The organism is Sphingobium sp. SA916 (assembly GCF_002894065.1).
Classification (GTDB): domain Bacteria; phylum Pseudomonadota; class Alphaproteobacteria; order Sphingomonadales; family Sphingomonadaceae; genus Sphingobium; species Sphingobium fuliginis.
Map to the genome: position 1 here is coordinate 31,581 of NZ_LXYF01000003.1, position 25,604 is coordinate 57,184.

At 64.8% G+C, this 25,604-nt stretch carries 27 protein-coding genes; 12 read left to right on the plus strand and 15 right to left on the minus strand.

The features are described from left to right. Positions 1 to 83: 83 nt before the first annotated feature. The 3 genes from A8G00_RS02895 to A8G00_RS02905 all read left to right on the plus strand — a co-directional run bounded on the left by A8G00_RS02895 (position 84) and on the right by A8G00_RS02905 (position 4,420). On the plus strand, positions 84 to 902 hold the full coding sequence (locus tag A8G00_RS02895) for an SDR family NAD(P)-dependent oxidoreductase (RefSeq protein WP_102999931.1): 819 nt from the start codon (positions 84 to 86) through the stop codon (positions 900 to 902). A 148-nt stretch (positions 903 to 1,050) separates the two neighbouring features. Then, positions 1,051 to 3,372, plus strand: coding sequence for a TonB-dependent receptor (locus A8G00_RS02900; RefSeq protein ID WP_102999932.1), 2,322 nt, complete (start codon positions 1,051 to 1,053; stop codon positions 3,370 to 3,372). Between the two features lie 169 nt (positions 3,373 to 3,541). Continuing rightward, on the plus strand, positions 3,542 to 4,420 hold the full coding sequence (locus A8G00_RS02905; RefSeq protein ID WP_102999933.1) for a DMT family transporter: 879 nt from the start codon (positions 3,542 to 3,544) through the stop codon (positions 4,418 to 4,420). 7 nt (positions 4,421 to 4,427) lie between these two features. Here the strand turns inward: A8G00_RS02905 and A8G00_RS02910 are convergent, their stop codons facing one another. From A8G00_RS02910 to A8G00_RS02935, 6 genes are all read right to left on the minus strand, one after another. Then, a complete protein-coding gene (locus tag A8G00_RS02910; protein WP_102999934.1) occupies positions 4,428 to 5,381 on the minus strand; it encodes an SDR family NAD(P)-dependent oxidoreductase in 954 nt (317 codons plus the stop codon). Then, on the minus strand, positions 5,378 to 6,253 hold the full coding sequence (locus tag A8G00_RS02915) for an SDR family NAD(P)-dependent oxidoreductase (protein WP_244309882.1): 876 nt from the start codon (positions 6,251 to 6,253) through the stop codon (positions 5,378 to 5,380). The genes A8G00_RS02910 and A8G00_RS02915 overlap by 4 nt, the downstream gene beginning before the upstream one ends. Positions 6,254 to 6,258: 5 nt before the next feature. Further along, positions 6,259 to 7,017: an SDR family NAD(P)-dependent oxidoreductase gene (locus A8G00_RS02920; protein WP_025550250.1), complete on the minus strand. Its 759-nt coding sequence runs from the start codon at positions 7,015 to 7,017 to the stop codon at positions 6,259 to 6,261. Positions 7,018 to 7,043: 26 nt separating this feature from the next. Then, positions 7,044 to 8,387 carry an aromatic ring-hydroxylating dioxygenase subunit alpha gene (locus A8G00_RS02925; protein WP_102999936.1) on the minus strand — a complete coding sequence of 448 codons (1,344 nt, stop codon included), beginning with the start codon at positions 8,385 to 8,387 and terminating at the stop codon, positions 7,044 to 7,046. Positions 8,388 to 8,555: 168 nt separating this feature from the next. Next, positions 8,556 to 9,371 carry an SDR family NAD(P)-dependent oxidoreductase gene (locus A8G00_RS02930; protein ID WP_102999937.1) on the minus strand — a complete coding sequence of 272 codons (816 nt, stop codon included), beginning with the start codon at positions 9,369 to 9,371 and terminating at the stop codon, positions 8,556 to 8,558. Positions 9,372 to 9,381: 10 nt separating this feature from the next. Continuing rightward, positions 9,382 to 9,837, minus strand: coding sequence for a PaaI family thioesterase (locus A8G00_RS02935; RefSeq protein ID WP_167706838.1), 456 nt, complete (start codon positions 9,835 to 9,837; stop codon positions 9,382 to 9,384). Between the two features lie 171 nt (positions 9,838 to 10,008). Here A8G00_RS02935 and A8G00_RS02940 point away from each other — a divergent pair, with 171 nt between their 5' ends. The 6 genes from A8G00_RS02940 (at position 10,009) to A8G00_RS02965 (ending at position 14,355) form a co-directional block, all read left to right on the plus strand. Next, positions 10,009 to 10,914 carry a crotonase/enoyl-CoA hydratase family protein gene (locus A8G00_RS02940; RefSeq protein WP_253257893.1) on the plus strand — a complete coding sequence of 302 codons (906 nt, stop codon included), beginning with the start codon at positions 10,009 to 10,011 and terminating at the stop codon, positions 10,912 to 10,914. A gap of 121 nt (positions 10,915 to 11,035) precedes the next feature. Beyond that, positions 11,036 to 12,016: a thiamine pyrophosphate-dependent dehydrogenase E1 component subunit alpha gene (locus tag A8G00_RS02945; RefSeq protein WP_102999940.1), complete on the plus strand. Its 981-nt coding sequence runs from the start codon at positions 11,036 to 11,038 to the stop codon at positions 12,014 to 12,016. Continuing rightward, a complete protein-coding gene (locus A8G00_RS02950; RefSeq protein ID WP_172451734.1) occupies positions 12,016 to 13,041 on the plus strand; it encodes an alpha-ketoacid dehydrogenase subunit beta in 1,026 nt (341 codons plus the stop codon). The genes A8G00_RS02945 and A8G00_RS02950 overlap by 1 nt, the downstream gene beginning before the upstream one ends. Positions 13,042 to 13,061: 20 nt before the next feature. Further along, positions 13,062 to 13,292: a biotin/lipoyl-containing protein gene (locus A8G00_RS02955; protein ID WP_025550263.1), complete on the plus strand. Its 231-nt coding sequence runs from the start codon at positions 13,062 to 13,064 to the stop codon at positions 13,290 to 13,292. A gap of 5 nt (positions 13,293 to 13,297) precedes the next feature. Next, on the plus strand, positions 13,298 to 13,615 hold the full coding sequence (locus A8G00_RS02960; RefSeq protein WP_102999941.1) for a DUF4286 family protein: 318 nt from the start codon (positions 13,298 to 13,300) through the stop codon (positions 13,613 to 13,615). Further along, positions 13,612 to 14,355 carry a 2-oxo acid dehydrogenase subunit E2 gene (locus A8G00_RS02965; protein WP_102999942.1) on the plus strand — a complete coding sequence of 248 codons (744 nt, stop codon included), beginning with the start codon at positions 13,612 to 13,614 and terminating at the stop codon, positions 14,353 to 14,355. The genes A8G00_RS02960 and A8G00_RS02965 overlap by 4 nt, the downstream gene beginning before the upstream one ends. Before the next feature lie 42 nt (positions 14,356 to 14,397). On the opposite strand, the gene A8G00_RS02970 is transcribed toward A8G00_RS02965, so the two are convergent. Together A8G00_RS02970 and A8G00_RS02975 are read right to left on the minus strand one after the other, a co-directional pair. Next, positions 14,398 to 15,048 carry a glutathione S-transferase family protein gene (locus tag A8G00_RS02970; RefSeq protein ID WP_025550269.1) on the minus strand — a complete coding sequence of 217 codons (651 nt, stop codon included), beginning with the start codon at positions 15,046 to 15,048 and terminating at the stop codon, positions 14,398 to 14,400. Next, positions 15,045 to 15,947, minus strand: coding sequence for an SDR family NAD(P)-dependent oxidoreductase (locus A8G00_RS02975; protein WP_025550271.1), 903 nt, complete (start codon positions 15,945 to 15,947; stop codon positions 15,045 to 15,047). The genes A8G00_RS02970 and A8G00_RS02975 overlap by 4 nt, the downstream gene beginning before the upstream one ends. Before the next feature lie 239 nt (positions 15,948 to 16,186). Between A8G00_RS02975 and A8G00_RS02980 the strand changes: the two genes are divergently transcribed. Further along, on the plus strand, positions 16,187 to 17,089 hold the full coding sequence (locus A8G00_RS02980; RefSeq protein ID WP_102999943.1) for a LysR family transcriptional regulator: 903 nt from the start codon (positions 16,187 to 16,189) through the stop codon (positions 17,087 to 17,089). 4 nt (positions 17,090 to 17,093) lie between these two features. Here the strand turns inward: A8G00_RS02980 and A8G00_RS02985 are convergent, their stop codons facing one another. After that, positions 17,094 to 17,954 (minus strand): TauD/TfdA family dioxygenase, encoded by an 861-nt coding sequence (locus tag A8G00_RS02985; protein WP_102999944.1) that lies wholly within the window; start codon positions 17,952 to 17,954, stop codon positions 17,094 to 17,096. A 110-nt stretch (positions 17,955 to 18,064) separates the two neighbouring features. On the opposite strand from A8G00_RS02985, the gene A8G00_RS02990 reads away from it, so the two are divergent. Beyond that, entirely contained in the window at positions 18,065 to 18,700 is a 636-nt protein-coding gene (locus A8G00_RS02990) for a TetR/AcrR family transcriptional regulator (RefSeq protein WP_061934455.1), read from the plus strand. Positions 18,701 to 18,730: 30 nt separating this feature from the next. Here the strand turns inward: A8G00_RS02990 and A8G00_RS02995 are convergent, their stop codons facing one another. From A8G00_RS02995 to A8G00_RS03005, 3 genes are read right to left on the minus strand one after another with little or no spacing between them, the layout of a single operon-like run. After that, positions 18,731 to 19,891: a thiolase gene (locus tag A8G00_RS02995; RefSeq protein WP_102999945.1), complete on the minus strand. Its 1,161-nt coding sequence runs from the start codon at positions 19,889 to 19,891 to the stop codon at positions 18,731 to 18,733. Continuing rightward, entirely contained in the window at positions 19,888 to 20,247 is a 360-nt protein-coding gene (locus A8G00_RS03000) for a Zn-ribbon domain-containing OB-fold protein (protein WP_025550280.1), read from the minus strand. Before A8G00_RS03000 ends, A8G00_RS02995 begins: the two co-directional genes overlap by 4 nt. Positions 20,248 to 20,252: 5 nt before the next feature. Further along, the gene (locus tag A8G00_RS03005) at positions 20,253 to 21,023 is read right to left on the minus strand and encodes an enoyl-CoA hydratase/isomerase family protein (RefSeq protein ID WP_102999946.1); all 771 of its coding nucleotides are present in this window, start codon (positions 21,021 to 21,023) and stop codon (positions 20,253 to 20,255) included. A gap of 166 nt (positions 21,024 to 21,189) precedes the next feature. Between A8G00_RS03005 and A8G00_RS03010 the strand changes: the two genes are divergently transcribed. Further along, a complete protein-coding gene (locus A8G00_RS03010; RefSeq protein ID WP_102999947.1) occupies positions 21,190 to 22,368 on the plus strand; it encodes an acetyl-CoA C-acyltransferase in 1,179 nt (392 codons plus the stop codon). A 57-nt stretch (positions 22,369 to 22,425) separates the two neighbouring features. Here the strand turns inward: A8G00_RS03010 and A8G00_RS03015 are convergent, their stop codons facing one another. From A8G00_RS03015 to A8G00_RS03025, 3 genes are all read right to left on the minus strand, one after another. Beyond that, positions 22,426 to 23,109: an SDR family NAD(P)-dependent oxidoreductase gene (locus A8G00_RS03015; protein ID WP_102999948.1), complete on the minus strand. Its 684-nt coding sequence runs from the start codon at positions 23,107 to 23,109 to the stop codon at positions 22,426 to 22,428. Positions 23,110 to 23,174: 65 nt separating this feature from the next. Beyond that, positions 23,175 to 23,723: a nuclear transport factor 2 family protein gene (locus A8G00_RS03020; protein WP_171009950.1), complete on the minus strand. Its 549-nt coding sequence runs from the start codon at positions 23,721 to 23,723 to the stop codon at positions 23,175 to 23,177. 68 nt (positions 23,724 to 23,791) lie between these two features. Continuing rightward, positions 23,792 to 25,549: an amidohydrolase family protein gene (locus A8G00_RS03025; protein ID WP_102999949.1), complete on the minus strand. Its 1,758-nt coding sequence runs from the start codon at positions 25,547 to 25,549 to the stop codon at positions 23,792 to 23,794. Positions 25,550 to 25,604 lie beyond the last annotated feature (55 nt).

A 25,604-nucleotide genomic window follows, 5' to 3' on the forward strand; every position in this document is an offset into this window, starting at 1 on the left:
GCCCTGCGCGAACAGCAGGGCTTGCACGCTGGACGGATCACGCGCTTGGGTCCATCTGCGCGACCGACGAGGAGAGAGCCCGCATGCCCGAACCGATCCGCCATTATGACCGCCTTGCCGGAAAGGTGGCGATCGTCACCGGCGCTGGAGCGGAAGGGGATGATGTCGGTATCGGTCGTTCCATCGCCCTGCTCATGGCAGCGGAAGGCGCACGACTTGTTTGCGCCGATCTGGACCCGGCGCGGGCGCAGACAACGGTGGAACGGATCAAAGCCGATGGTGGGTGCGCCGTTGCGGCTGGAGGCGATGTCGGTGACCCGGACGTCTGCGGAAAGCTGGTCGATGCGGCCGTTGCGGCATTCGGCAGGCTCGACATATTGGTCAACAATGTCGGCATTTCGGGACCGGCCACGCTCGAAACCATGACGCTGGACCAGTGGAACCGGACGCTGACCACCAATCTGACCAGCGTGATGCTGATGAGCCAGGCGGCCATTCCCCCTATGGTGCGCGGCGGCGGGGGATCGATCGTCAACATCTCCTCGCTGGCGGGCATAAGGGCGATGGGGGCGATCGCCTATGGCCCGTCCAAGGCGGCGATGGCGCAGCTTTCCCGCGAGATCGGCGTGCTGCATGGCCGCGACGGCATCCGGGTGAACACCGTGGCGCCCGGCCATGTCATGACGCCCCATGCAGCGCGTTACATGTCAGAGGATATGCGCGAGATGCGGCGGAAGGTCAGCCCCCTCGGCATTGAGGGCGACGCCTGGGACGTGGCGCAGGCGGTGCTGTTCCTCGCCAGCGACGAGGCCCGCTTCGTCAACGGCGTCGAACTGGCGGTCGATGGCGGCGTCGTGGGGATCGGACCGCTCGCAGGCCATGGCTTCATCGCGGAAAGCTGACGGGGTCGCGGGCAAATATCATGACTGCGATCAATCTCGTCCCGACGCTCGGGACGATTGAGTAAAAATATCCTTTCGACATGATCGTTCCCCAGAGCCGCAACAGCGGCCAGACCGGCGCCAGTGCCGGACGATCAGGAGAGGAAGGATGACCATGTTCCGGTCCGCATTGCTTGCCGCCACATCGCTCTTCGCCACCGCAGCCGCCGCGCAGGACGCCGCACCGCAGGACTCGGGCATGGCCCAGGCGTCCGACATCATCGTGACCGCCCGCCGGCGCGAGGAAGCGTTGCAGGACGTGCCGATTTCGATCACCGCCGTCAGCGGCGACTCTCTTGCGCGAAGCGGCGTCAGCGACGCGCTGGGGCTGCAAAGCCGCGTGCCCTCGCTCAGCCTCACCAACCAGGGCACCAGCCGGAACGAGCTGGGCTTCGCCATTCGCGGTCAGCGCACCCAGGAATCGCAACTGCTCACCGATCCGCCGGTCGGCACCTATTTCGCTGAAGTGGTCCAGGCCCGCAGCGTCGGCTTCGCCTACGCGCTCTACGACCTGCAATCGACCCAGGTGCTGAAGGGCGTGCAGGGCACGTTGTTCGGCCGCAACATGACCGGCGGCGCGGTGCTGATCGAACCCAACAAGCCGGTGGACAATTTTCATGCCGAATTGCGCGGCCAGATCGGCAATTACGACATGCGCGACATTTACGGCATGGTGAACCTGCCCCTTACGGAAGGTCTGGGCGTGCGTTTCGCGGGCAAGATCAGGAAGCGAGACGGCTTCACCAGGGATGTTCTGACCGGTCGCGACTATGACGATCAGGATTACCAGACTTTCAGAACCTCGATCCGCTTCGCGCCGACGCCTGAATTCGAATCCAATACGATCGTCGATTATATCAAGACGAACGAACATGGCACGGCGCTGGTCGGCACCGCCGCCAATCCCGCGGCGCCCGCCATCGCCGGATATGCGACGTTGCGCGGCTTCGGCATTCCGGTATCGGACGTCGTCGGCCAGTTCGCGGCACAACAGGCGCGGCCGCATTATCGCTTCGCATCGGGATCGGGAACGGGCGGCACGCTCGACGCCTATCAGACCCAGCCTTTTGAACGGCTGAAGAACCGGGGCGTCACGAACCGCACCACCTACAGCCTTGATACCATCACCTTCAAGAATGTCGTCGGCTATCGCAAGCTGGACTTCGACCAGGTCATGGACCTGGACGGCGTGCCCGCCTATCTCATCAATTCCAATCGCTATCGCAGCATCGAACAGTTCAGCGAGGAATTCCAGATCCAGGGCAAGGCGATCGAGAACCGGCTCGATTATGTATTGGGCGCCTATTATTTCGTCGAGAAGGGGAAGGACGGTTCCACGTCCAGCCAGTTCCCGGAACTGGCGATAGCCGGCTCGGGATTGCCGCTCAACACTCCGGCCGCGACTTTCCTCAATGCCTATGCGGGCAGCGGCAAGGCGAAGACTTTCGCGCTGTTCGCGGCGGGCACCTATGCCTTCACCGACCAGTTCAAGGTTTCGGCGGGCATCCGCTACACGACCGACAAGCGCAATGCGCGGATTTTCGCCTATTACCCCAATCTGGGCACATGCCTGTTCCGCGTGGACACCGGCACGACCTCCTTCGTTCCCGCGACGCTGGCCGACTGCCCGCAGACCAACAGCAAGAAATGGGACGCCTTCACCTGGGACGTCACGCTGCAATATGAACCCAACGCGAATCTGACGACCTATATCTCAACCCGGCGCGGCTTCCGTTCGGGCGGTTTCTCGCTGCGGGCGGCGTCGACCGAAGAATTGCAGCCCTTCGATCCGGAAACCGTGCAGGAATATGAGGTGGGGCTCAAGACGCGCCATCCGCTGGGCGGCGCCACGCTGACCAGCAGTCTCGCCATCTTCTATCAGGACTATAAGAACGTCCAGAAGCAGACATCGTCCATCGACAGCGCGGGCAATGTCAACACGATCATCGACAACACCGCCCGGCAGAAAAATTATGGCGGCGAGCTGGAACTGGGCCTCATCGCGGGTCCGCTCAACATCAGCGCCTTCTATTCCTATGTCGGCGTGGAGATCAGCCAAGGCCGCCAGCCGGGCGAATTCGCGCTGGTCGGGTCGCCCCATCATCAGATGGGCGCGAATGTCAGCTATGAGATCCCCCTGTCGGGCGATGCGGGCGCGATCAACCTCAACGCCAATGTCAGCTATCGCACCAAACAGCATCTCGACAAGAATGACGTGCTGGCGACCGAACCGGGATATGAACTGGTCAACCTGCGCGCGGGTTGGGACAATATCTTCGGTACGGGACTGGGCGCGGCGGCCTTCGTCAACAACCTGACCAAAAGCTATTATCGTGTGGGCGTGATCGGCATCTACAATGAGGCCGGCTACATCTCCTCCGTCTATGGCGAACCGCGCACCTATGGGATGGAATTGTCCTACAAATTCTGATCGAAGCGTCACCGGCGCCGGACCTTCGAGTCCGGCGCCGATGATTGAGGGCGGGCATGGCCAAGCCGCTTCGACATCCAATCCCGGTACATCAGCACATCGCCAATCACCGGACCGATACTTGCCGAATAATCTATCCTCCCGTCCCGAGTGCGTCTAACGGGGCGGGATGAACGGTGGCGGACAAGGGTATCACGACAATGCGCGCGGGGCGCTGTGGATGCTGGCCTCCGGCTTTGCCTACAGCATCGCCATGGCGCTGGTGAAGCTGCTGGGCGACGACTATTCGTCGGCAACGCAGAATTTCGTGCGGCAGGGCGTCGCCCTGATCGCATTGGCGCCCTTCATCCTGCGGCGGCCCCGCAGCGCTTTCATGCTGCGCCGGCCGATGCTGATGATCCTGCGCTGTGCGGCCACCAGCCTGTCGATCATCCTTGCCTTCAACAGCTTTCACTTGTTGGGACTGGCGGAAGCGAACGCCCTGTCCTTCACCCGCACCCTGTTCCTCGTGCCGCTTGCCGCCCTGCTGCTGGGCGAAAAGCTGGATCGGCAAAGGCTCTTCGCCACGCTGGCGGGCTTTGCCGGGGTGCTGATCATCATCGCGCCCGGCTCCGCCCATTCGCTGATCGGCTGGCCAGCGGCCCAGGGGCTGCTGGCCGCGCTGCTCGTCTCCTGGTCGGTGATCAGCGTGAAGCAGATGACGCGCGATCATAGCGACCTGTCGCTTCTCACCTGGTCGACATTGCTGGGTCTCATCTTCACCGCACCGCTGGCCTGGAGCAGCTGGCGCATGCCCACGGCCGGGGATGCGCTGCTGCTGGCCGCCATGGGCGTGCTCGGCGTCGTGTCCCAGGCCTGCTACATTCGCGGCATGACCTTGGGAGAAGCGAGCCTGATGGGGCCGCTCGACTATGTCCGCATCCTCTTCACCACGGCGCTGGGATATATGCTGTTCAGCGAATGGCCGCAGCCCGGCACCTATGTGGGATCGGCGCTGATCATCGGCACCGCCATCTACATCACCCTGCACGGGCGGCGGCGCGCTTGATCCTTGCTCAGCCTCTTTCCACGTCCGGGCCGAAATCGGGCGTCTCGGCGGCCGTCCAGGGCAGATGGCGGAAATAGCGCGCGCCTGCTTCCGCCTGATTGTGCACGGGCGTGAGCAGGCTTTCGTCCCCGATCTCCCCGATCCTTTGGGCGACCCGCTCGGCGCTGATCTCGGCGTCGAAAATCTCCCCTGTTTCCGCGAAGATCAGGCTCGACAGGCGACCGCCGCCCGTCAGCAGGATGCGGCCGGTCTCGGTGCAATCGCGGCTCAGGAACCAGGCCATTGCCGCCGCCACCTTCTCGGGCGGCAGGTTGTCGCGGAACCAGGCGACCGTGGAGGGATCGGGTATCTGCTCGATCAGCCGGGAATAGGATGTCGGCATCACGGCATTCACCGATATGCCCAGCGGCTTGCCCTCGATCGCGGCGTCCAGCGTCAGGCCCAGCATGCCCGCCTTGGCCGCGGCATAAGGGGCATTGCCGCCGACGCCAAGCGCGCCGTTGGAACTGACGTTGAGGATGCGGCCATGGCGCTGCGCCGCCATATGCGGCCAGGCGGCGCGCATCAGATGATGGCCCCCGATCAGGTTCGTTGCATAATGGCGCTCGATCGCCTCGTCATCATGGGCGGCGAAGGGTCCGGCAATGCCCGTGCCGGCATTGTTGACCAGAACATCGATCCGTCCAAAGGAGGTCAGTGCCGCCTGGACGATGGCGCGCGCATTCGCCGCCGTGCCGACCGCCAGACCATTGGCGATCGCCTGCCCACCCGCCGCCGTGATTTCCGCGACCACCGCTTCGGCTGGAGCGGAACTGCCATTCTGTTCGCCCAGAACGCCGCCGCCATAGTCGTTGACGACCACGGCGGCGCCGCGCCGCGCCAGTTCCAGCGCATAGGCGCGCCCCATGCCACCGCCTGCTCCCGTCACGATGGCCGTCTGGCCGGAAAAATCGATGGTCATGCTGTCATCGCCTTCACCAGTTCCGGCATGATCTCCGCGCCGGACGCAAAAGAGCTGGTCCATTCGGGCTGCGCGGTCAGGCCCCGCATCACGCTGTCGATGTCGCCTTCCGACAATTGGCGAACCGGCCCTTCCAATATCTGGACGCGGCGGACATGGCCTGCGCCCGCATGATAGATGCCGCCCGAGGTCGAACATCTGTCGCTGCATAGCCAGCCAACGACCGGCGCGACATGATCGGGCGAGGCATAGTCGGCCCATTCCGCCGGAATGCTGCCCGAGGACATAGGCGTATAGGCGGCGGGAGCGACGACATTGACGCACAGGTCCGCGCCAGCCGGGACATCGATCGCCAGGGAACGCGCGATGCCCACCATCGCCGCCTTGGAGGCCGCATAATCGGCCGATCCGACCTGTCCCCACAGTCCGGCGCTGGAGCCGGTCAGCACGATCCGCCCATAGCCCGCTTTCACCATGGCGGGCCACACGGCCTTCAGCCCCACCAGCACGCCGCGCAGGTTGATGTCGAGCAACGCATCCATTTCCTCCGGCGTCACCGTGCCGAAATCGCGGAACGCCTGAACACCCGCATTGCTGACGAAAATGTCGGGCGCGCCGAAATGCCGCCCGGCGATCCGCACCATTTCGGCAGCGGCCTCCGGCATCTGCACAGGCCCGTCATGCGCGACCGCCCGACCGCCTGCCGCCACGATCTCCTCCACGACGGCCCGCGCCGAGGATGAGCCGTCCGGCGCCGGACGGTTGCTCACGACCACGGCGCAACCATGGGCGGCGAGCCAATGCGCATAGGCGCGGCCCAGCCCCTTGGCGGCGCCGGTGACGATGGCGGTGCGGCCCGAAAGGTCGAGCATCCCGCTCACAACATCATCTGCCCGCCGTCGACATTGATCGTCTGGCCCGTCACATAACGGCTGTCCTCGCTCGCCAGGAACAGCACGGCAGGGCCGATGTCCTCTGCGCAATCGCCCAGATAGCCGAGCGCGATCAGCTTCATGACCTTCTCCGCTTCTTCCGGGAAGTCCTTCACCCATTGTTCGGCAATGGGGCTGAGCGCGGCCGGGCAGATCACATTGACGCGGACCTTATATTTGCCCAGTTCCCGCGCGGCGGTGCGGGACAGGCCGCGAATGGCCTCCTTGGTCGCGGCATAGGCGGCGAATCCGACGCCGCCATGAATGCCCTCATAGGAACCGAAATTGATGATCGATCCGCCCTTTTCCTTCATATGCGGGACAGCCGCCTGCATATGCTGGAACGTTCCATAGAGACCGGATTCGATCGTCAGCGCGAACAGCGCGTCGTCCGTATCCTCGAACATGGTGCCGGGTTTGGACGTCTGGGCGTTGTTGACCAATATGTCGAGCCCGCCGAACAGTTGGACCGCCCTGGCGACGGCGGCCTCCGCATCGGCGCGCACGCCGGCGGTCCCCGCGATCCACGCCGCTTCGCCGCCCTCCGCCTTCAAGCCGGCGACCGCCGCTTCCAGCTTGTCGGGCGTGCGGCCGGTGATCAGCACCTTCGCGCCTTCCCGCAGGAAAACCTGCGCGATGCCCAGACCCACGCCCTGGCCGCCGCCGGTGACGATCGCGACCTTGCCGCTCAATCTGCCAGCCATATTCTCTCCTTTTGAATCTTTTAGGGTCAGGCGCCGATGAACTCGCGCAGCGCCCGGTGGAAATTCGACACGCTCCGTTCCTGCACGGGATTAGTGCGCGATCCGGTGAAGCCCGTGGAGCGCATGCCCCGCTGCACTTCGGTCATATTCTCGAAATCCTGCGTCAGGATCAGGCCCCAGGCGTCATGATCGCGCCAATCCTTGAATTCCTGCCGTTCCAGCGGCGGCTCCTGTCCTTCGGGATAGAGGACCAGCGAATAGACTTCGAAGATGCACCGTTCCGGATCATTGCGGTCGGGACGCGCGCGATAGGCCAGCATCGCATCGGGCGCGGGCAGGAAGACCATGTTCGGGAACAGGTGCCAGTCCGCCCCGGCCCGCCCGATCTCCTCGGGCGTCAGCGACGGGAAGGGGATGCCGCGCTCCTGCGCCGCCTCGAAGGCGATCTGGCCATATTTCATCAGCACGTCGAGCAGGGATGCGTCTTCGGGCAGTTCATCGACAAGCCGGTCCGCCAGTTCCGCCATGTGCGGCGGGATCGAGGCTTTCAGATCCTCCTCCAGCATCAGGACGAAGTCGCGGACGTTGCGGCGATAGTCGACCTGCGTGCTGGCAAGCCGGGGGGAGCGCTCGCCCAGCGAAATGCGCCCCGGCGCGAGCTGGTAGCTGCCATGGCGTCCCTCGGCAAAGGACAGGGCCTCGTCATCGTGGACCGGCAGCAATTGGGTATGGGTCGTCTGGACGTGATAGCCTTCGTTGAAGGCTTCCAGCGCGGTCTTCCAGTTGCAGTCGATGCCCGTGCGCTTGTACCAGCGATAGCGCATCTTCTCGAACGGATAATTGCGGAAAACATCCGGAATGGGCGACAGGAAGTCGAGCAGCGGTTCGGCATCCCCGTCCATGCAGATGAAGACGAATCCGCCCCAGCGATCGACCCGGACTTGCGGCAGGGCGATGTCCTCGTCCTTCAGGCTGCCGTCCCAATTATCGCGGTCGACCACATGGGCGATGGTGCCGTCCAGCTTCCAGGACCAGCCATGAAAACGACAGTACAGGCGGGCGGCATGACCGCACCCTTCCGTCAGGCGGCGGCCGCGATGCTGGCACGCATTATGATAGGCCGCGATCCGGTCCGCCGCGACACGCACGACGATGATGGATTCGTCCAGCACGTCATAGGTCACATAATCCCCGACGCGGGGAATCTCCTCCTCGCGGCAGGCCATCTGCCAGGTGCGGGGCCAGAGCCGCCGTTGTTCCAGCCGCGCGAAATCGCGGCTGACATAATCTTCCTTCGGGATGAAATCCTCTGGCCCTGCCTTTTTCCTGCGGGCGATCTTCGGCTGTAGCGCGGCGGCTGGCTGGTTCACGATTCCTGCCCTCTCCTGAGACCTTGCCATCAGCTTCCCGCGCCCACATGGCGCAAGTCAATGTCGCGGGTCCACGCGGCCCGGATCATCGCCAGTCTGATCCCTGCCCGCCCGATCGGATGGATTTACCGTCAACCGTTCGGCTGCGAGAAGCGGATCATGGCAGGCTCACATCTGCGGCGACGCGCCGTCATGGGCGGCGATGGAGGCCATGATCTCCTCCGTGGTGGGATTGCGGCGCAGCGTCAGCCCGCCCGTCACATGGAAGGTCTGGCCTGTCATGAAACATTCGTCGCTAGCCATGAACAGCGCCGCATTGGCGATGTCTTCCACCGTGGTGATCCGGCCCAGCGGATATTCCTTCGCATAGGCCTCCACCATGCCGGGCACGTTGAACCCGCCCAGCATCGGCGTGATGGTGAGGCCCGGCGCCAGGATGTTCGCGCGGATGCCATGCCTGCCATATTCATAGGCGACAAAGCGCGTCATCTGGTTGAGCGCGGCCTTGGCGCCCATATAGCTGCAATGATCGTCGGACATGATGTCGGCCACGGCGGAAGAGATGTTGACGATCGCGCCGCTCCTTCCGTCCGGCCGTTCCCGCTTCATCGCGCCGACCATCACCTGCATGAAGAACAGCCCGCCCTTGAAGATGACGGAGAGGATCGAATCGATCTGCTCCTCCGTCTCCTCCTCGAAGGGCGCGAGGAAGCCGATGGCCGCCGCATTGACGGCGATGTCGATCGCGCCATGCCGCGCCAGCACCGCGTCCGCCAGCGACTGGATCTGGTCGCGGCTGCGGATGTCGCACGGAATGGCGGTGGCTCCGGTCGCGGCGGCGAACGCGTCCAGCCCTTTCTGGCCGCGACCGGACACGACGACATGCGCGCCTTCCTCCAGGAAGCGATGGGCGATCGCTTGTCCCATATTGCCTTCCCGCGTTGCGCCCATGATCACAGCGACCTTGCCTGACAGACGGCCCATGATGCTCTCCTTATCCATTCTGTTCCGACGACCGCGCGATCAGCGATTCAAAGTCGCGATGGGGCGGGAATTTGCGGCGGAAGACCGCATTGGCGCGCAGCGCTACCTCGCCGTCCGCGCTGAAGCGGCATTGCGCGAAGCCAAGGTTGGGCGTCCAGCGCAGAACCTCCGCCCGTCCTTCCACCCATTGGCCTTCCGCCGCCGCGCCCAGGAAGTCGATGCTCATCGAAATGGTGGGCCCGCTCAGTCCTGTCACGAAGCCGACATTCACGCCCATGACCACATCGGCCATCGTGGCCCAGGTGCCGCCATGACAATGGCCGCGCGGGTTGCAGTGCTGCTGTCCGACATGAAAGCCCAGCGTCACATGGCCGTCCGCTTCCCGGCGGATGTAAACCGGGTCGAAGCCGCCCATCACATCATCCATCCGGTCGAGCCGGTGAAAGCCCGCCGGCACGTCCGCCATCCTCGCCTTTGCATTTTGCATAAGCGGCAGGACTGCCCCCTCCACCCGGACGGGGCAAGACGGAGAGGGTGCAAGGATCACATGGCCGATAGGCGGCGGGGCCAGCCTCGCCAGCGCGGCACGGGGCGCGCTATGCTGGCGCGATAGGGATTTGGAGAGCGGAACATGGGCATGAAATGGCTGAAATCGACGGACTGCATCAGCTTCGCGGTGCGCGACAATGTGGCCCGCATCACCCTGAACCGCCCCGAAAAGCGCAACGCCCTGTCGGGCCAGATGCTGAAGGAATTGCATCAGGCGCTGCTGGAAGCGGACGACCGGCGGGACGCCAATGTCATCCTGCTTTCGGGCGAGGGCAGGGATTTCTGCGCTGGCTACGACCTGACGGACAGCTATGGCGGCGCGGCCGACGCGGCGACGGACTATGATCCCGCCGCCTATCGCAGCCGCGCGGGGACCATCGACGACGACATCTGGAATCTGGAGCGGCAGCAGGAGCTGACCTCCATCATGCTGGACCTGCACAAGCCGATCGTGGCGAAGGTGCACGGCAATTGTCTGGCGGGCGGCACCGACCTCGCTTTCTCCTGCGACATCGTGCTTGCCGCCGACGACGCGAAGATCGGCTTCCCCGCCGCCCGCGCCAACGGCACGCCGCCGACGAACCTGTGGTTCTATCATTGCGGTCCGCAGTGGACCAAGCGCATGCTGTTCACCGGCGACACGATCAGCGGCATCGACGCGGCGCGCATCGGCATGGTGCTGGACGCCTATCCGGCCGAGGAACTGGATTTCGAGGCGGATGAGATGGTGCGCCGCATCGGCAGCGTCGACGCGGAAATACTCGCCACGCACAAGCGCGTCGTCAATGCGCAGATGGAGCTGGCGGGGGCGAAACAATCCCTGCGCTATGCCGCCGAACTCGACGCCCGCGCCCATCTCAGCACCGGCCCGCGCCGCAGCCGGTTCCGCAAGGACATGGCGGAAAAGGGATTGAAGGAAGCGCTTGCCAATCGCGACGCGCCGTTCGGCAAGGGGCGGATAGAGCTTCGCGCCCGCCGTCCCCGGCCGGAATAGGGACGCCGCCTCATCCTTCACAATTGCGATATGGCAGGGGCGGGGCTTTCCTGCCCGCCAAAACATGGCAGATGCTGGACGGCGTATAGCGAAAATCCGGCCTTTCGAAAGGACGTCTGAAATGAGCAACAGGGCAACCCCCGATGCGGCGACCCAGTTAGAGATCTACCGCCGCATGGCGCTGATCAAGGCGAATGACGAACGGTCGCGCAAGGTCATCATGAACGGGCGGCTGGTCATGCCCTATTACAGCCCGCGCGGTCAGGAGGTGATCCCCAGCGCCATTTCGGTCAATCTGACGGATGAGGATTATATCTGCACCATCTATCGCGGCAGCCACGACCAGCTAGCCAAGGGCCTGCCGCTCAGAGATCTGTGGGCGGAGGTCGCCGGCCGCACCACCGGCACCTGCAAGGGGAAGGGCGGGCCGATGCACGTCACCTATCCCGCCAAGGGCATCATGGTGACGACCGGCATCGTCGGGTCGACCATGCCCATCGCCAACGGCCTTGCCTGGGGATCGCAGCTGCGCGGCGATGGGCGCGTGACGGTCGCCTCCTTCGGGGACGGTGCCGCCAATATCGGCGCCTTCCATGAATCGCTCAATCTGGCCGCCGTCTGGAAGCTGCCGGTGATCTTCGTATGCCAGAACAATGAATGGGGCGAGCACACCGCCTATGACAAGACCAGCAACGTCAAGGTCGCGGATCGCGCCGCCGCTTATGGCATGCCGGGCGTGCGGGTGGACGGCAACGATCCCTTCGAAATGTACGCCGTGGCGCAGGAGGCGATCGCCCGCGCCCGCGCCGGAGAGGGGCCGACGTTGATCGAGGCGATGACCTATCGCTTCTTCGGCCACGTCTTCGGCGATGCCGACGCCTATATGGACAAGGCGCGCAAGGCCGATGCGATGGCGAACGATCCCGTCCCGCGCTTCCGCGCGCAGCTCATCGAAACCGGCGTCGCGACGGAGGAGCAATTGGCCGAAATGGAAGCCGCCATAGAGAAGGAGATCGACGAAGCGGTCGAATTCGCGCTGGCAAGCGACTTCCCCGGCGTGGAGGAACTGAAGCGCGACGTGTTCGCGGAGGAGATGGCCTGATGAACGCCGAGACCCCGATGACCCCCGCAAATATTGTGAAGGCCGCCAAGGCGAATATCCTCCAGGGCATCAACGCCGCCATCGCGGACGCCATGGAGGAGGATGAGAATGTCATCGCGCTGGGCGAAGACCTGGCCGATCCGGAGGAAGGCGGCGTCTGCGGCGTCACCAAGGGGCTGTCGTCGCGCTTTGGCGAGCATCGCGTGCGCTCCACGCCCATTTCCGAACAGGCGATCATCGGCGCGGCCATCGGCGCCAGTCTGGTGGGCTTCAAGCCCATTGCCGAGATCATGCTGATGAACTTCACGACCGTGGCGATGGACATGATCGTCAACCATGCGGCGAAGCTGCGCTTCATGTCGGGCGGGCAGACCCATGTGCCCATCGTCATCCGCACCATGACCGGGACGGGTTTCGCCAGCGGCGGGCAGCATTGCGACTATCTGGAAGCCTGGTTCGCGCATACGGCGGGGATCAAGGTGGTCGCGCCCTCCAGCCCGAAGGACGCCTATGGCCTGATGCGCAGCGCCATCGACGATCCCGATCCGGTGCTGTTCATCGAGAATCTGCCCACCTACTGGTCGCCCGCCGAAGCGCCGGAAAAGGGCCATCGCGTGCCCATCGGCAAGGCGAATGTGCTGAGCGAGGGCAGCGACGTCACCATCATCGCCTACGCCCGCATGATCCAGGAGGCGATGCCCGCCGTCGCCAAGCTGAAGGAAGCGGGCATCTCCGCCGAACTCATCGACCTGCGCACCATCGCGCCGTGGGACAGGGAAACGGTGGTGAAGTCGGTCGCCAGGACCGGCCGCGCCATCATCGTGCATGAGGCGGTGACGCCCTTCGGCGCCGGCGCGGAGATCGCGGCGGTGCTGAACGAGGAACTGTTCGGCAGGCTCAAGGCCCCGGTCCGGCGGCTGGGCGGCGCTTTCTGCCCGGTTCCCTTCTCCAAACCGCTGGAAACCGCCTTCGCCCCGCAAACCGCCGACATCGTCGCGGCGGCAGAGGCCCTCGTCAAATCCTAATATCGCTCAGGGAGTTCCCAATGGCTGTTGAAGTATTGCTGCCCAAGATCGGCTTTTCCATGAATGAAGGCACGCTGGCCGAATGGCTGGTGGAAGATGGCGGCCAGGCCGTCGAAGGCCAGCCGCTCTATGCGCTGGAATCGGAAAAATCGACGCAGGAAGTGGAAAGCCCCGCCAGCGGCACCCTCAGGATCATCGCCCAGATCGGGGAAACCTATGAGGTCGGCACCCTTCTGGCGACCATCGGCTAAGCCCGATGCGCTACATCCTGCATGTCACCTCGCGCGCGGTGGCCGGGCGCGAGGCCGAATATGACCGCTGGTATGATGAGGTCCACTCGGTAGAGATGTGCCGGTTGCCGGGCATCCTGTCCTGTACCCGCTACAGGGAACTGGACATGACCGGAACCGAAACCGGCCTGTTCGTTGCCGATTATGAGGTTGAGACGAACGATCCCGCAGCCCTGCTGAATAGCGTGTTCGCGGCGGCGCCGGCCATGCGGCTGACGGATTCCATCGACATGGAAAGCCCGCGCTTCACATTCCTCAAGCCAACGGGGCCTGAGCGCATATGAGCGATCTCCTGGCAGGTCTGGCCCCCTGGCCCACGGGCGACTTCTCAGTCTTTGGAGAGGTCGAGCAACGGCCCCTCAGCAAGATCCAGAAATTCGTCGCGGCCTTTCTGGGCCGCAACTGGGTCGCCATTCCGCACGTCACCCATCAGGACGATGCGGACATCACGCAATTGGAGGAACGGCGCAAGGCGCATAACGCGGCGGGCGGCACGAAGCTGACCGCCGTGCCGCTGCTGGTGAAGGCGCTGGCCGACGGCCTGGCCGCCTTTCCGCAATTCAACGCCTCGCTCGATCCGGCGAGCGGCATGCTGACGCTCAAGAAATATGTGCATGTCGGCGTGGCGGTGGACACGCCGGGCGGCCTGCTGGTGCCGGTCATCCGGGACTGCGACCGCAAATCCGCGACGCAGATCGCGGAGGAGGTTGCCGCCCTTTCGGACAAGGCGCGGACCAAGGGCCTGTCGATGGCGGAAATGTCCGGCGGCTGCATCACCCTGACATCATTGGGCCATATCGGCGGGACCGGCTTCACGCCAATCGTCAACGCGCCCGAAGTCGCCATTCTGGGCGTCACGCGCGCCCGGCCGGTGCCGGTCCCGGGGGATGACGGCGGGATTGCGTGGCGGCAGATGCTGCCTCTGTCGCTCAGCTATGATCATCGCGTGATCAATGGTGCGGATGCAGCGCGTTTTTCCCGCTTCATCGCCGACCGGCTGGCGGCGGCCGACCTCTTCACCTGAGAGCCGAAATGCGGTTCTGGGGACGTCTCGTCTTTCGGCGGATCATTTTCCCGCTCTCATGGCCGCGAGCGCGTCCGCCGTCTCCGTCCAGATCGCGCCCATGTCCGGATGCCGGCGCGCTTTCGCCCGATAGCCCGCCAGATTGGGGCAGTCCGCGAGAGGATCGTCGAGGCCGAAGATTTGGGCCACCACCTCGCACAGCAACAGGCTGGGCAGCAATATGCAGTCCGCCTTGCTGATGGCGCCGCCCGCTGCGAAAGGGGCGTCTGCCGTGAACCGGTCGGTGAGCGCCAGCCCGTTGCGCCAATTGGCGATCTCGGCCGCGACCGTCGCCTCGTCGCGGGTCACAGGGTCCATCTGCTTGAACAAACGCGACATGGCAGGCGTGGCATAGAGTTCGAAACTACGGATGATGTTGCGCATCCGCACCCGTTCGCCCGTATCGGCGGGCAATAGGGATGGAGCAGGGAAGCGCTCGTCCAGATAGTCGATGATGGTCTCCGATTCGGCAATCGCCAGCCCGTCGTCCGTCACCAGCACCGGCAATTTCCCGATCGGATTGATCGCCAGAAATTCGGGCGACCGCGTGCCGCCGCCCGGCGGAGGCTGCATGGCATAGTCCAGCGTCTTGACGCGCAGCGCCAGCCGCACGCGGGCGGCGAAGGGCGAAAGGGTGACGGCATAGAGGATCATGCCTCATCTCCATCGCGGTAGAGGCGCGCCAGCGTGCCTGCGAGCGGCGTCGGCACGAAACCGTCGCCAAAGGGCCAGTCCAGCATGCCCGCCGCCGCCATGGTGCCGCCGTCGACATGCAGCGTCATGCCCGACACGAAGGTGGACAGGTCCGAACCCAGGAACAGCACGGCATCGGCCAGCGCATCGACCGGCGGCTGCTCGCCCCTTGGGATGTACATTTCCAGGCCCTTGCCCTGGGCGTGAGCGGGCAGCCTGGCAAAACCCTCCGCGAAGGAGGGGGGCATGGCGGCCATATTGCCCCGGCTCAATGTCGTGTCCGGCGCGATGCAACTGACGCGGATCCTGTCCTTGCCCAGTTCCACCGCCATCGAACGGGTGAAGTTCGTCGTCGCCGCCTTGGCGCCCGCATAGACCGAAAAGCTGGCGGCGCCGCGATGCGCCTCTATGGTGGTGAAATTGACGATGCTGCCGCCATCGCCGGAACGCTTGATCAGCGGCACGGCGCGCTGCACCGACTGGACGACATAGCCATAGTTGCGATGGATGTCCCGGGCGATGTCGGCCCGGCTGGCTTCGGACAGCAATTGCCGCTTCGTTCCGCCTGCCACGTTCACCACTATGTCGAGACGTGGGCAAGCGCGTTCGACCTCGTCGTAAAAGGCGTCGAGCGCGGCTTCGTCGGTGGCATCGACGACCATGGCCGTGACCTGGCGGCCCATGGACCTGACCGCTTCCTCCGTCCCCGCCAGCGCAGCCGCATCGATGTCGCAGATCGCAAGGTCCACCCCCGCCTTGGCCAGCGCCAGCGATATGCCTGCCCCAATGCCGCCCCCGCCGCCGATGACGGCCGCCACTTTGCCGGCCAGATTGGCGCGTTCGTCCAGAAAACCGCTCATCCAGGACTCCTCTCCGGATCATGTTGTTGCAGGGTTGCATGCAATGCGGCAAGGACGCCGCGGCAGACATCAAAAGGCCGATGAGATGGGGAGGAAGCCTATGCCGCGCGGCATTCCGATGTAGGATGCACGGCTCGACCATCCGGAACTTCCACAGCCTTGCCGAACGCTTCCTTGCATTTCCCTATTCCGGTCCGCCTGCGGCTCTGGATCGTCGCTGACCGCGGCAGGAGCAGAAGATGGATCGACTGACCGCGATGGAGGCCTTCGTCGCCGTGGCTGAGGCCGGTTCCTTCACCCGCGCCGCGCTGCGCCTCAACATCTCGACGCCCATGGTCACCCTGCATGTCAGGCGGCTGGAGGAACATCTGGGCGTGCGGCTGTTCAACCGCTCGACGCGCCGCGTCGACCTGACCGCCGAAGGGGGTCATTATCTGACCTATGCACAGGCTGCGCTGGACGCCGTGGCCACGGCCGACATGGCGGTGCGGCCGGGGGCAGGCATAGCGGGGCGCGTGCGGCTGGATGCCCCGGCCTCCATGGGGCAGGCGTTCATCATGCCAGCACTGGCCGAATTCCAACGGGCCCATCCGCAGCTGATCCTCGACCTGACGCTAGGCGATCGAGGGACTTTCTTTCGCGTCGACGGCTTCGACCTGGTCATCCGCGCAGGCGAAGCGCCGCCCACGGGATGGAAGACCATGACGCTCGGCACGACAAGGCTGATCTGCCTGGCATCGCCTGACTATATCGCACAGCACGGCCAGCCGTCGGAAGCCGATGACCTGACGCAGCATCGCGCCATACTCTATGCCAGCGTGGAAATGCCGGGCGGCAATCCGCTTCAATTGCGGCACGGCGACCGCACCGTCCGCGTGCGGCCGCCGACGGCCTTCACCTTCAACGACGGCGCGGCGATATTGTCCGCAACCCTCGCCGGTCTGGGCGTCGGCCAGACGCTGGAAATGCTGGCCCGCGACCATATCCGCGCCGGTCGCCTGATCCCGCTGCTGCCGGAGGCGAACTGGCCCCGGCTGCCTGTCGTGCTGATGGGCGCGCCGGATCGTGTCGCCCTGCCGCATGTGCAGGCCGCGCTCGCCTTCCTGACCGATCGGATCGACTGGCGCCTCGACCCCAGCTGAGCTATCAGGCCGCCAGATCGGCCGGCCTGCACAGCGCGGGCGTGCCCTTGGTGCTGATCCGGTAGAGCAGCCGCCGCTTGCCGGGTTCGTCGGAATATTCGATCGGCGTGGCGCTGTGCAGCACCTGGAAATTGTCCCACAGGAAGATGTCGCCGGCCTCGACCTTGTAGCGCGTGACGAACCGGGGCTGGGTGCAATGGGCGCGCAACCGGTCGATCAGCGCGCGCCCCTCGTCAACGTCCAGCCCCTCCGCGCCGAAGGCCGAACCGGACAGATAGAGCGCCTTTCGTCCCGTCACCGGATGACGCATCACCAACGGATGCGAAACAATGCCGTGCTGTGCGGTATTTTCCGGAATGAAGGGAATCTTCTCGCCCGGCAGGGCCGGGGACCCGCCCAGGCAATGCAATCCGGTGAGCCCGTCGATCCTGGCCTTCATGTCCTCGTCCAGCGCATCATAGGCCATGACCGTGCTGGCGATCAGCGTTTCGCCGCCTTCATCGGGCGTTTCCACACCATAGAGCATGGTCACGCTGGCGGGCACCGCTTCATAGCTGCTGTCCTGATGCCAGAATTTGGCACCGTCGCGATAGCGCTCGGGCGTGGCGGCGGCATTGGTGATCCGGATCATCTCCGGAAAATCATCCTTCCTGTGCGACGGCAGGTGGAACATCAGCGGGTCGCCCCATTGATGGCCAAAGGCGACATAATCGGCATCCGACAGCCGCTGCCCGCGTATCGCGAGAATTTGATGTTCGTGCAGCGCCGCGATCAAGGCGCGCAAGGTCTCGTCGCTCTGGGGGACGGAAAGGTCGACGCCTTCGACGGTGGCGCCGAAGGGAGCGGGCATGGCGCTGATGATCATGGGGGAATCCTCTCAATTTCCTGGGAGGCATCATAAGCTCCGACAAAAATAAAGCAAATGCTTTAATATGAGGTCTGGCCATCCTTTGCGGGCCAGCTACAAGCATCGCCATGGCCTCCACTTCCCGCAGCGAAACCACCCGCCGGCAGCTTTGCCTCGCGGCAGAGACATTGGTGGCTCAATCGGGGATCGGCGTGGCGACGCTGCGCGCCGTCGCGATTGCCGCCGGGCAGAAGAACACCGCCGCCGTCAGCTATCATTTCGGCAGCGTGGAGGAACTGCTGCGCGCCGTCATCGACATGCGGCTTCGCGATACGGAGGCGGAGCGCGCACGGATGATCCGGGAAAGCGGCCCCTCGCTGGAGGATGTTGACGCCTTCACCGCCTGGCGCTGCATGATGCGGCCCTATTTCCTCCTCGATGATGAACAGACGCCGCACGCCCATATCCGGTTCATGATGCACATGAGCGCGGCGGGTCTGCTCAGCGATCCGTTCGATGCGCGCATCCCGCGGCCCGGCGCACCCAGCATCGCGGCCCTGCTGGAGCGGTTACACGCCGCGCTGGCCTGGCTGCCGCCGCAACTGGGCCGGGCCCGCATTGCGCTGGCGGGGGCGATGATGTGGAATGCGGTGGCGCTGTTCGACAAGCATGGCTTTGGCGAGGAGCAGCCCGCGCTTGAGATGGAGACACTGCTCACCGATGTCGAGAAACTGGCGCGGCTGGTGTTGAGCGCACCCGCCTGAAGGAGGGCAGGGCGCGCCGATTCCGCCCTGCTATACGGTTTCGGCGGTTCCCAGCACGACCGTCGCTTCGCTTGACAACACGCCGCCATTGCCATGCGCCACGGCAAGACGGGCATCCTGGACCTGCCGTTCGCCGCATTCGCCGCGAAGCTGACGCGTGGCTTCCACCAGCAGGAACAGGCCATACATGCCCGGATGCACGCAGGACAGGCCGCCGCCATTAGTGTTGAGCGCCAACCCGCCGCCCGGCGCGACATGGCCGCCTGAGACGAAGCGTCCGCCTTCCCCCTTGGGGCAGAAACCCAGATCCTCCAGGAACAGGATGGGCGTGATGGTGAACGCATCATAGAGCATCGCCACGTCCATGTCGGCGGGCTTGACCCCGGCCTGCGCAAAGGCCTGCGAACCGGAAATCGCCGCCCCCGTCACGGTGAGGTCGGGCATGGAGCTGATTTCGCGATGGGTGACGGCATGGGCCGCGCCCAGCACATGGACCGGCGCCCTGGCGCAATCCTTCGCCCGGTCGGCGCGCACCATCACCACGGCGGCCGCGCCGTCGTTGAACAGGCAGCAATCGCGCACGGTCAGCGGATCGGACACCATCCGCGCCTTCAGCACATCCTCGATGCTCAGCGGATCGCGCACCGCCGCTTCCGGATTCAATTGAGCCCATTGCCGCGCCGCCACCGCCACTTCGGCCAGTTGCTCGCGGGTAGTGCCGTAGAGATGCATGTGCCGGCTCGCCGCCAGCGCATAGGAGGAGAGGGGAGCGAGCGGCTTGTACGGCGCTTCCCACGGGCTCTGGCGCGTCATGCCGACGCCGGGCGGCGGGTTGCTCGCCGGGTTGGAGCCATAGGCGATCAGCGCGCAGTCGATCAGCCCCGCCTCCAGCGCGAGCGCCGCCTGCTGCACATAGACCTCGAAAGCCGAACCTCCGGTGCGGTTGCAGTCAGTGACCTTCGGCGTCAGGCCCAGATATTCGGCCAGTTCCATGCCGCCCAGCGCCTCATAGGGCGCGGAGGTGTAGAGCGCATCCACTTCCGACAGGGCAATGCCCGCATCGGCCAGCGCCAGCAGCGCGGCCTTCGCCGCCATGTCCACGGCGGACAGGCCGGGGCATTGGCCGATGCCATAGGTCGACGCGCCCACGATCGCGGCGCGCCCGCGCGGAAATCCATTGCCCATGCTCATGCGGGCACGAAGACGAGCAAAGGCTTGTCCCCCTCCTGGATGATGCTGGCCCTGACGGCCATGCCGATATGGATGTCATCGACCGGCACGCCATCGACGCGGCTCATGAGGCGCGGTCCTTCGGCCAGGTCGACCAGAACGACGCTGTAGCTGTCGGCCGGGTCCTTCTTGCGCACGATGGTGACGGCATGCACCGTTCCAGCCCCGGATGCGCTCACCCATTCCAGATCCTCCGCGCCCGTGCCCGGCTCCATGACGCGGGGGTAGAAAACATGGCCGCCGGTCGACCGGCTGCGCTGGATCATGAAACGACCCTCGGCCAGATGCGCGCGCCATTCCGCTTCGGGCTGGAGCATCCGCGTCACTCGCCCCGGAACAGCGGCTTGCGCTTTTCGCGGAAGGCGGCCAGGCCTTCCTCATGGTCTTCGGTGCGGCTCATCAGCGGCTGGATCGCGGCCTCCAGCTCCAGATATTGCTCGAACCCGTTGTTCCAGCTCAGATCGAACTGGCGCTTTGCCATGCCCATGGCGATGCTGGGGCCGGACGCGAAGCTTTCCGCCAGTTCCATCGCCCGGTCCATCAATGCATCCTGGGCGACCTTCTCATAAGCGATGCCCATGGCCACCGCTTCGTCGGCACGGATGATGCGGCCCGAATAGACCAGTTCCTTGGCCTTCTGCACGCCCAGCGACTGGCGCAGGTGCCAGACAAGGCCGCCATCGGGCGCCAATGCGATGTTGCGGAATATCGCGGCAAAGCGGGCCTGTTCGCCCGCCAGCACGATGTCGCAGGCCAGCGCGTAGGAAAAGCCCACACCCACGCATATGCCCGGCACGGCTGCAATGGTCGGCTTCTTGAGCGAATATATGGCCTTCGCGATGCGGTTGAGCGTGTACATCCGGTCCATCGATCCGGTGACGCCGCCCTTGCGCATGCCCGATACGTCCATGCCCGAACAGAAGTCGCCACCTGCTCCGGTCAGGATGACCGCGCGCACGTCCTGATCCATCGCGATGTCCTCGAACGCGCCATATAGCTGGCCGCGCATCTCCTGGGTGATCGCATTCTTGGTCTGCGGGCGGTCAAGCTTCACGATCGCGACCGGACCCTGCTTTTCGACGATGATGGTCATGGGGAGCGCTCCCTGTTTCTTGTCAAACCTGCTTTGTGGACCGGCATGGTCCGGGTCAAGAATGGCGCGCGGCTTCATCAAAGACGTGATGAGGCAAGCGCCTTTATGGAAAGCCGCGCCATCAGCCCCTATCTGCGCCCCAGCTTCTGACGGGAGATTTCGAAGCATGAAGGATGCGGCCATCGTCGCCACCGCGCGCACGCCGATCGGAAAGGCGCACCGGGGCGCTCTCAACAATATCCATGGCGCGACGCTGGCGGCGCACTCCATCCGCGCCGCCGTGGAACGTGCCGGAATCGATCCGGCGGAGATCGATGACGTCCTGCTGGGATCGGCGCGGTGCGAAGGCGCTGTGGGTTCCAACGTCGCGCGCCAGGCTGCGTTGCGCGCGGGCCTGCCGATCAGCGTGTGCGGCATGACGCTGGATCGAAAATGCTCCTCCGGCCTCCAGACCATCGCCATCGCCGCGCAGCGCATCCGCAGCGGGGAGGGGGGCGTCTATGTGGCCGGCGGCGTGGAAACCGTCAGCCTGGTCGACCCGCATCGCAACCTATTTCGCAGCAAGGACGAATGGCTGCTGGACCATAAGCCCGAAATCTACATGGCGATGAACCTGACCGGCGACATCGTGGCCCGCCGCTACGGCATCAGCCGCGAAGCGCAGGATGCATTCGCCGTGACGAGCCAGTCTCGCACCGCGAAAGCCCAGGACAAAGGCTGGTTCGACGAGGAGATCGTGCCGGTCGCCACGACGAAGAATGTCGTGGACAAGGCGCTGGCCGTCACGGGTCAGGAAAAGGTCACGCTGACGCAGGACGAATGCAACCGGCCCGGCACGGACATGGAGGGGCTCGCCAAGCTGAAGCCCTTGTTCGAAGGTGGTTCGGTGACGGCGGGCAATTGCAGCCAGTTGTCGGACGGCTCCAGCGCCTGCGTCATCATGGACGCGGACGAAGCGGCACGCCGCGGTCTGCCGATCCTGGGTCTCTACAAGGGCATGCAGGTGGCTGGATGCGAGCCGGACGAAATGGGCATCGGGCCGGTCTTCGCCGTGCCGAAGCTGCTCGACCGGGCCGGGCTTTCGGTATCCGACATCGACATTTGGGAACTGAACGAGGCTTATGCCAGCCAGGCGCTCTACTGCATCGACCGGCTGGGCATCGACCGGGCCAGGGTCAATGTCGACGGCGGCGCCATTTCGATCGGACACCCGTTCGGCATGACCGGATCGCGCATGACCGGCCATGCCCTGCTGGCCGGCAAGCGGCTGGGCGCGAAGAACGCCGTCGTCACCATGTGCATCGGCGGCGGCATGGGCGCCGCCGCGCTGTTCGAAATCATTTGACGGCCAAGCGGGCGATCGCGCCCGCTTGCCGCTTCCTTTGCGGCAGGGCGGGGACGTTCAACCGCCCTTCGTCACCGGAATCAACGCTCCACTGACGGCGCGTGCCGCCGGCGAGGCAAGGAACTGGATGACCTCGGCAATCGCGGCCGGTTGCACCCATTGGCTGAAGTCGGCATCCGGCATGTCGGCGCGATTGGTCGGCGTGTCGATAATGCTGGGCAGGATCGCGTTCACCGTGATGTCCTTGCCCGCCAGTTCGGCCGCCAGGCTCTCGGTCAATTTATGCACGGCCATTTTCGATGCGGCATAGCCGCCCATGCCCGCGGCGGCGACGACGGCGCCCCCCGCGCCGATGTTGACGATGCGGGCTTGCGCCGCCTTCTCCAGTTCCGGCAGGACCGCCTTCGTCATGTTGACGCATGTGGTCGCATTCATCGCGAACATGCGGTTCCATGTGGCGCTGCCTCCATCGGCCAGCGTCTCCCATATGAAGCCGCCCGCGACATTGACCAGCACGTCGATCGATCCCAGCGCTTCCACGATGTCCGCCACCAGCTTCTGCGTTGCGGAGAAGTCGGTCAGATCGACGCCGCCCATGTCGAAGCAGCCCGCCGGAGTCTCCGCCGGGGCAGGGGCGTAATCGACCCGCGCCACCCTGTCTCCTGCTGCCGCGAAGGCAGAAGCGACGGCGCCGCCCAATATCCCGAAAGCGCCGGTGACGACGACAGTTCGTGCGGTCATGCAATATCCTCTGGTCAGATGTTGAACCTGTCATATCCATATATTCGGCAAGTGGAGCGGGCAAATCAGCCCGCCGCGGCCTTGCGCACCAGCGGCCGGACATAGGAGATGTCGCTCTTGTCGCGCCGGTTGGGGCCTGTGCTGAAGATGCGCGCCTTCCATTCGTCGGGAATTTCGGCCGCCGTCAGCGTCGCCGTCATTTCATTGACGCAGACCCTGTCGGCAATGCGCCACTCGCCGTTGCGCCTTTCGAACCGGTCCACATAGCGGCCGAAGCTGAGCTGGGGCGGTGCGCCCTTATTCTCGCCCCAGAAAGTATAATAGGTTTCCCCATGCGCCGTGTCGCCGTCGATCTCGACCGTGTGGTTGCTGATCGCGTGATGATGCCTGGTCTGGAATTCGCCATGCCATCCGATCGCCCAGTCGACGAAATCGGCGGCATAGCCTTCCGCAACGCCGTGATCGTCGAAAGCGTCGGGCCAATAGGCCGACAGCATCAGTTCGCGGTCGTGCCGGTCGACGCCGCGCGTATAGCGCAGCAGGCAGTCGTGGATGGCGGTGCGGTCCTTCATCTCCTGAAGGAAGGCGATGAGGTCGGGCGTGAGTTCGGTCATGGCAATCCCTCTGCGCTGTCGGTGCATGGGCGAACGAAGCGGCGGTCCGCTTCGCCCGCCCTGATCCCTCAGGCCGGTTGCAGGCTCTTTTCGGGCGCGGTTTCCGGCGCTTCCTTGCCCCCGCGCACGAGGCGGCCGGGCAGGGCGCCCGTGGAGCGGCCGTTGCGATAGGTGACCACCCCGCTCACGATCGTCGCGTCATAGCCGTCCGCGCGCTGTTGCAGGCGGCGGCCGCCCGTTGGCAGATTGTAGACGACATGCGGGGCGTAGAGGTGCAGCCTCTCCATGTCGATGATGTTGAGGTCCGCCTTGTACCCCGGCCTGATCAGGCCGCGGTCGTGCAGACCGACGGCATGGGCCGGCTCATAGGTCAGCTTGCGCACGGCGTAGGGCAGGTCGACCTTCCTGTCGCCCTTGGCGTCGCGCACCCAATAGGTCAGGAAGTAGGTGGTATAGGCTGCGTCGCAGATCATGCTGTAATGCGCGCCGCCATCCCCCAGCGCCGGGAAGGTCCTGTCGTTCTTCACCAGGTTGCGGCCGGAGCTTTCGAACTTCTCGCCTTCCGAATTGCCGAGAGGACGATAAAGCACTTCCCGCCCGTCGCGCTGAAGCAGCGCGTCATAGATCAATTCCTTGGGATCGACGCCCATGGCGCGGGCGCGGGCGCCGATGCTTTCGTCGCTGCGGGGATTGTAGTTCGGCGGATTGCCGAGCACGAACATGGCGTCGAGATCGGAGATGACATAGATGAAGAAGGCCTGCGGATCGTCCGGCTCCTCCGCGATCAGCTTCTTGCGGAAGGCCGGCTCGCGCATCCGTTCCACCTTCTCCTCCAGCGGCAGATGGTCGATAGCGCGGAAGCTGGGGTTGAAGGAGAAGGGATGCATGGACAGTTCAAGGCCCAGCAGCGCGCCGGTCGGACGCGGGATGATCTGGCCGCGCACTTCCAGGCCTTTATGTTTGGAGGCCTCCAGCCGGGCGACCATTTCCTGCCAGTCGCCTTCGCCCTTGGGCGTCTGCATGAAGGTGAAGGAAACCGGGCGGCCCGACGTCCGCGCGATGTCGTCCAGCAGGTCCATGCGCTCGGCCGCCGTCACGTCATAGCTGGGCACCATCTGGAACACGCCCTTGCCGGCGTCGCGCAGGCCCTCGGCCAGCGCCAGCACTTCCTGGTCCTCGCTCTTGACCGAGGGGGCGGGGCGACCGTCGCGGAACTGGTGCGCATAGCTGCGCGACGTGGTGACGCCAATGGCGCCGGCGTGGATCGCCTCCGCAGTAAGGCGGCGCATTTCCGCCAGATCCTCTGGCGTCGGCGGTTCCAGATTGGCGCCGCGTTCGCCCATCACATAGACGCGCAGAGGACTGTGCGGCAATTGCGCGGCGAAATCGATGTCGCTTTCGCGCTTCTCCAGCGCATCCAGATATTCGGGGAAGGTTTCCCAGTTGAACGGCACGCCTTCGGCCATGACGACTTCGGGAATGTCCTCTACGCCTTCCATCAGCTTGATCATCAACCTGCGATGCTCGGGACGCGAGGGAGCGAAGCCGACGCCGCAATTGCCCATGACCACCGTCGTCACACCGTGATCGGAGGAGGGGGCCAACCTGTTCTCCCAGGTGATCTGCCCGTCATAATGGGTATGCACGTCGACGAAACCCGGCGTGACGATGCGGCCGGCGGCGTCGATCTCTTCCCGCGCGACGCCCCGGACATCGCCCACCGCCGCGATCAACCCGTCCCTGACGGCGACATCCGCAACGAACGGCTCTCCGCCGCTGCCGTCATATATGCTACCCCCCCGGATGATGAGATCATAGTCGGGCATGAATGCTTCCTCTCAACTTGGCCTTCGGGCCTGTGATCTGATTGAGCAGTTCGAT

Coding starts and splice junctions, on each gene's coding strand:
- A8G00_RS02980 (WP_102999943.1), top strand. CDS start 16,187: ATGGATCGACTGACCGCGATGGAGGCCTTCGTCGCCGTGGCTGAGGCC.
- A8G00_RS02950 (WP_172451734.1), top strand. CDS start 12,016: ATGAACGCCGAGACCCCGATGACCCCCGCAAATATTGTGAAGGCCGCC.
- A8G00_RS03005 (WP_102999946.1), bottom strand. CDS start 21,023: ATGACCATCATCGTCGAAAAGCAGGGTCCGGTCGCGATCGTGAAGCTT.
- A8G00_RS02975 (WP_025550271.1), bottom strand. CDS start 15,947: ATGAGCGGTTTTCTGGACGAACGCGCCAATCTGGCCGGCAAAGTGGCG.
- A8G00_RS02990 (WP_061934455.1), top strand. CDS start 18,065: ATGGCCTCCACTTCCCGCAGCGAAACCACCCGCCGGCAGCTTTGCCTC.
- A8G00_RS02995 (WP_102999945.1), bottom strand. CDS start 19,891: ATGAGCATGGGCAATGGATTTCCGCGCGGGCGCGCCGCGATCGTGGGC.
- A8G00_RS03010 (WP_102999947.1), top strand. CDS start 21,190: ATGAAGGATGCGGCCATCGTCGCCACCGCGCGCACGCCGATCGGAAAG.
- A8G00_RS02970 (WP_025550269.1), bottom strand. CDS start 15,048: ATGATCCTCTATGCCGTCACCCTTTCGCCCTTCGCCGCCCGCGTGCGG.
- A8G00_RS02915 (WP_244309882.1), bottom strand. CDS start 6,253: ATGCTCGACCTTTCGGGCCGCACCGCCATCGTCACCGGCGCCGCCAAG.
- A8G00_RS03015 (WP_102999948.1), bottom strand. CDS start 23,109: ATGACCGCACGAACTGTCGTCGTCACCGGCGCTTTCGGGATATTGGGC.
- A8G00_RS02920 (WP_025550250.1), bottom strand. CDS start 7,017: ATGGCTGGCAGATTGAGCGGCAAGGTCGCGATCGTCACCGGCGGCGGC.
- A8G00_RS02910 (WP_102999934.1), bottom strand. CDS start 5,381: ATGACCATCGATTTTTCCGGCCAGACGGCCATCGTGACGGGAGCAGGC.
- A8G00_RS03025 (WP_102999949.1), bottom strand. CDS start 25,549: ATGCCCGACTATGATCTCATCATCCGGGGGGGTAGCATATATGACGGC.
- A8G00_RS03000 (WP_025550280.1), bottom strand. CDS start 20,247: ATGCTCCAGCCCGAAGCGGAATGGCGCGCGCATCTGGCCGAGGGTCGT.
- A8G00_RS02960 (WP_102999941.1), top strand. CDS start 13,298: ATGCGCTACATCCTGCATGTCACCTCGCGCGCGGTGGCCGGGCGCGAG.
- A8G00_RS02955 (WP_025550263.1), top strand. CDS start 13,062: ATGGCTGTTGAAGTATTGCTGCCCAAGATCGGCTTTTCCATGAATGAA.
- A8G00_RS02895 (WP_102999931.1), top strand. CDS start 84: ATGCCCGAACCGATCCGCCATTATGACCGCCTTGCCGGAAAGGTGGCG.
- A8G00_RS02905 (WP_102999933.1), top strand. CDS start 3,542: ATGAACGGTGGCGGACAAGGGTATCACGACAATGCGCGCGGGGCGCTG.
- A8G00_RS02900 (WP_102999932.1), top strand. CDS start 1,051: ATGACCATGTTCCGGTCCGCATTGCTTGCCGCCACATCGCTCTTCGCC.
- A8G00_RS02930 (WP_102999937.1), bottom strand. CDS start 9,371: ATGGGCCGTCTGTCAGGCAAGGTCGCTGTGATCATGGGCGCAACGCGG.
- A8G00_RS03020 (WP_171009950.1), bottom strand. CDS start 23,723: ATGACCGAACTCACGCCCGACCTCATCGCCTTCCTTCAGGAGATGAAG.
- A8G00_RS02985 (WP_102999944.1), bottom strand. CDS start 17,954: ATGATCATCAGCGCCATGCCCGCTCCCTTCGGCGCCACCGTCGAAGGC.
- A8G00_RS02945 (WP_102999940.1), top strand. CDS start 11,036: ATGAGCAACAGGGCAACCCCCGATGCGGCGACCCAGTTAGAGATCTAC.
- A8G00_RS02935 (WP_167706838.1), bottom strand. CDS start 9,837: ATGGCGGACGTGCCGGCGGGCTTTCACCGGCTCGACCGGATGGATGAT.
- A8G00_RS02965 (WP_102999942.1), top strand. CDS start 13,612: ATGAGCGATCTCCTGGCAGGTCTGGCCCCCTGGCCCACGGGCGACTTC.
- A8G00_RS02940 (WP_253257893.1), top strand. CDS start 10,009: ATGAAATGGCTGAAATCGACGGACTGCATCAGCTTCGCGGTGCGCGAC.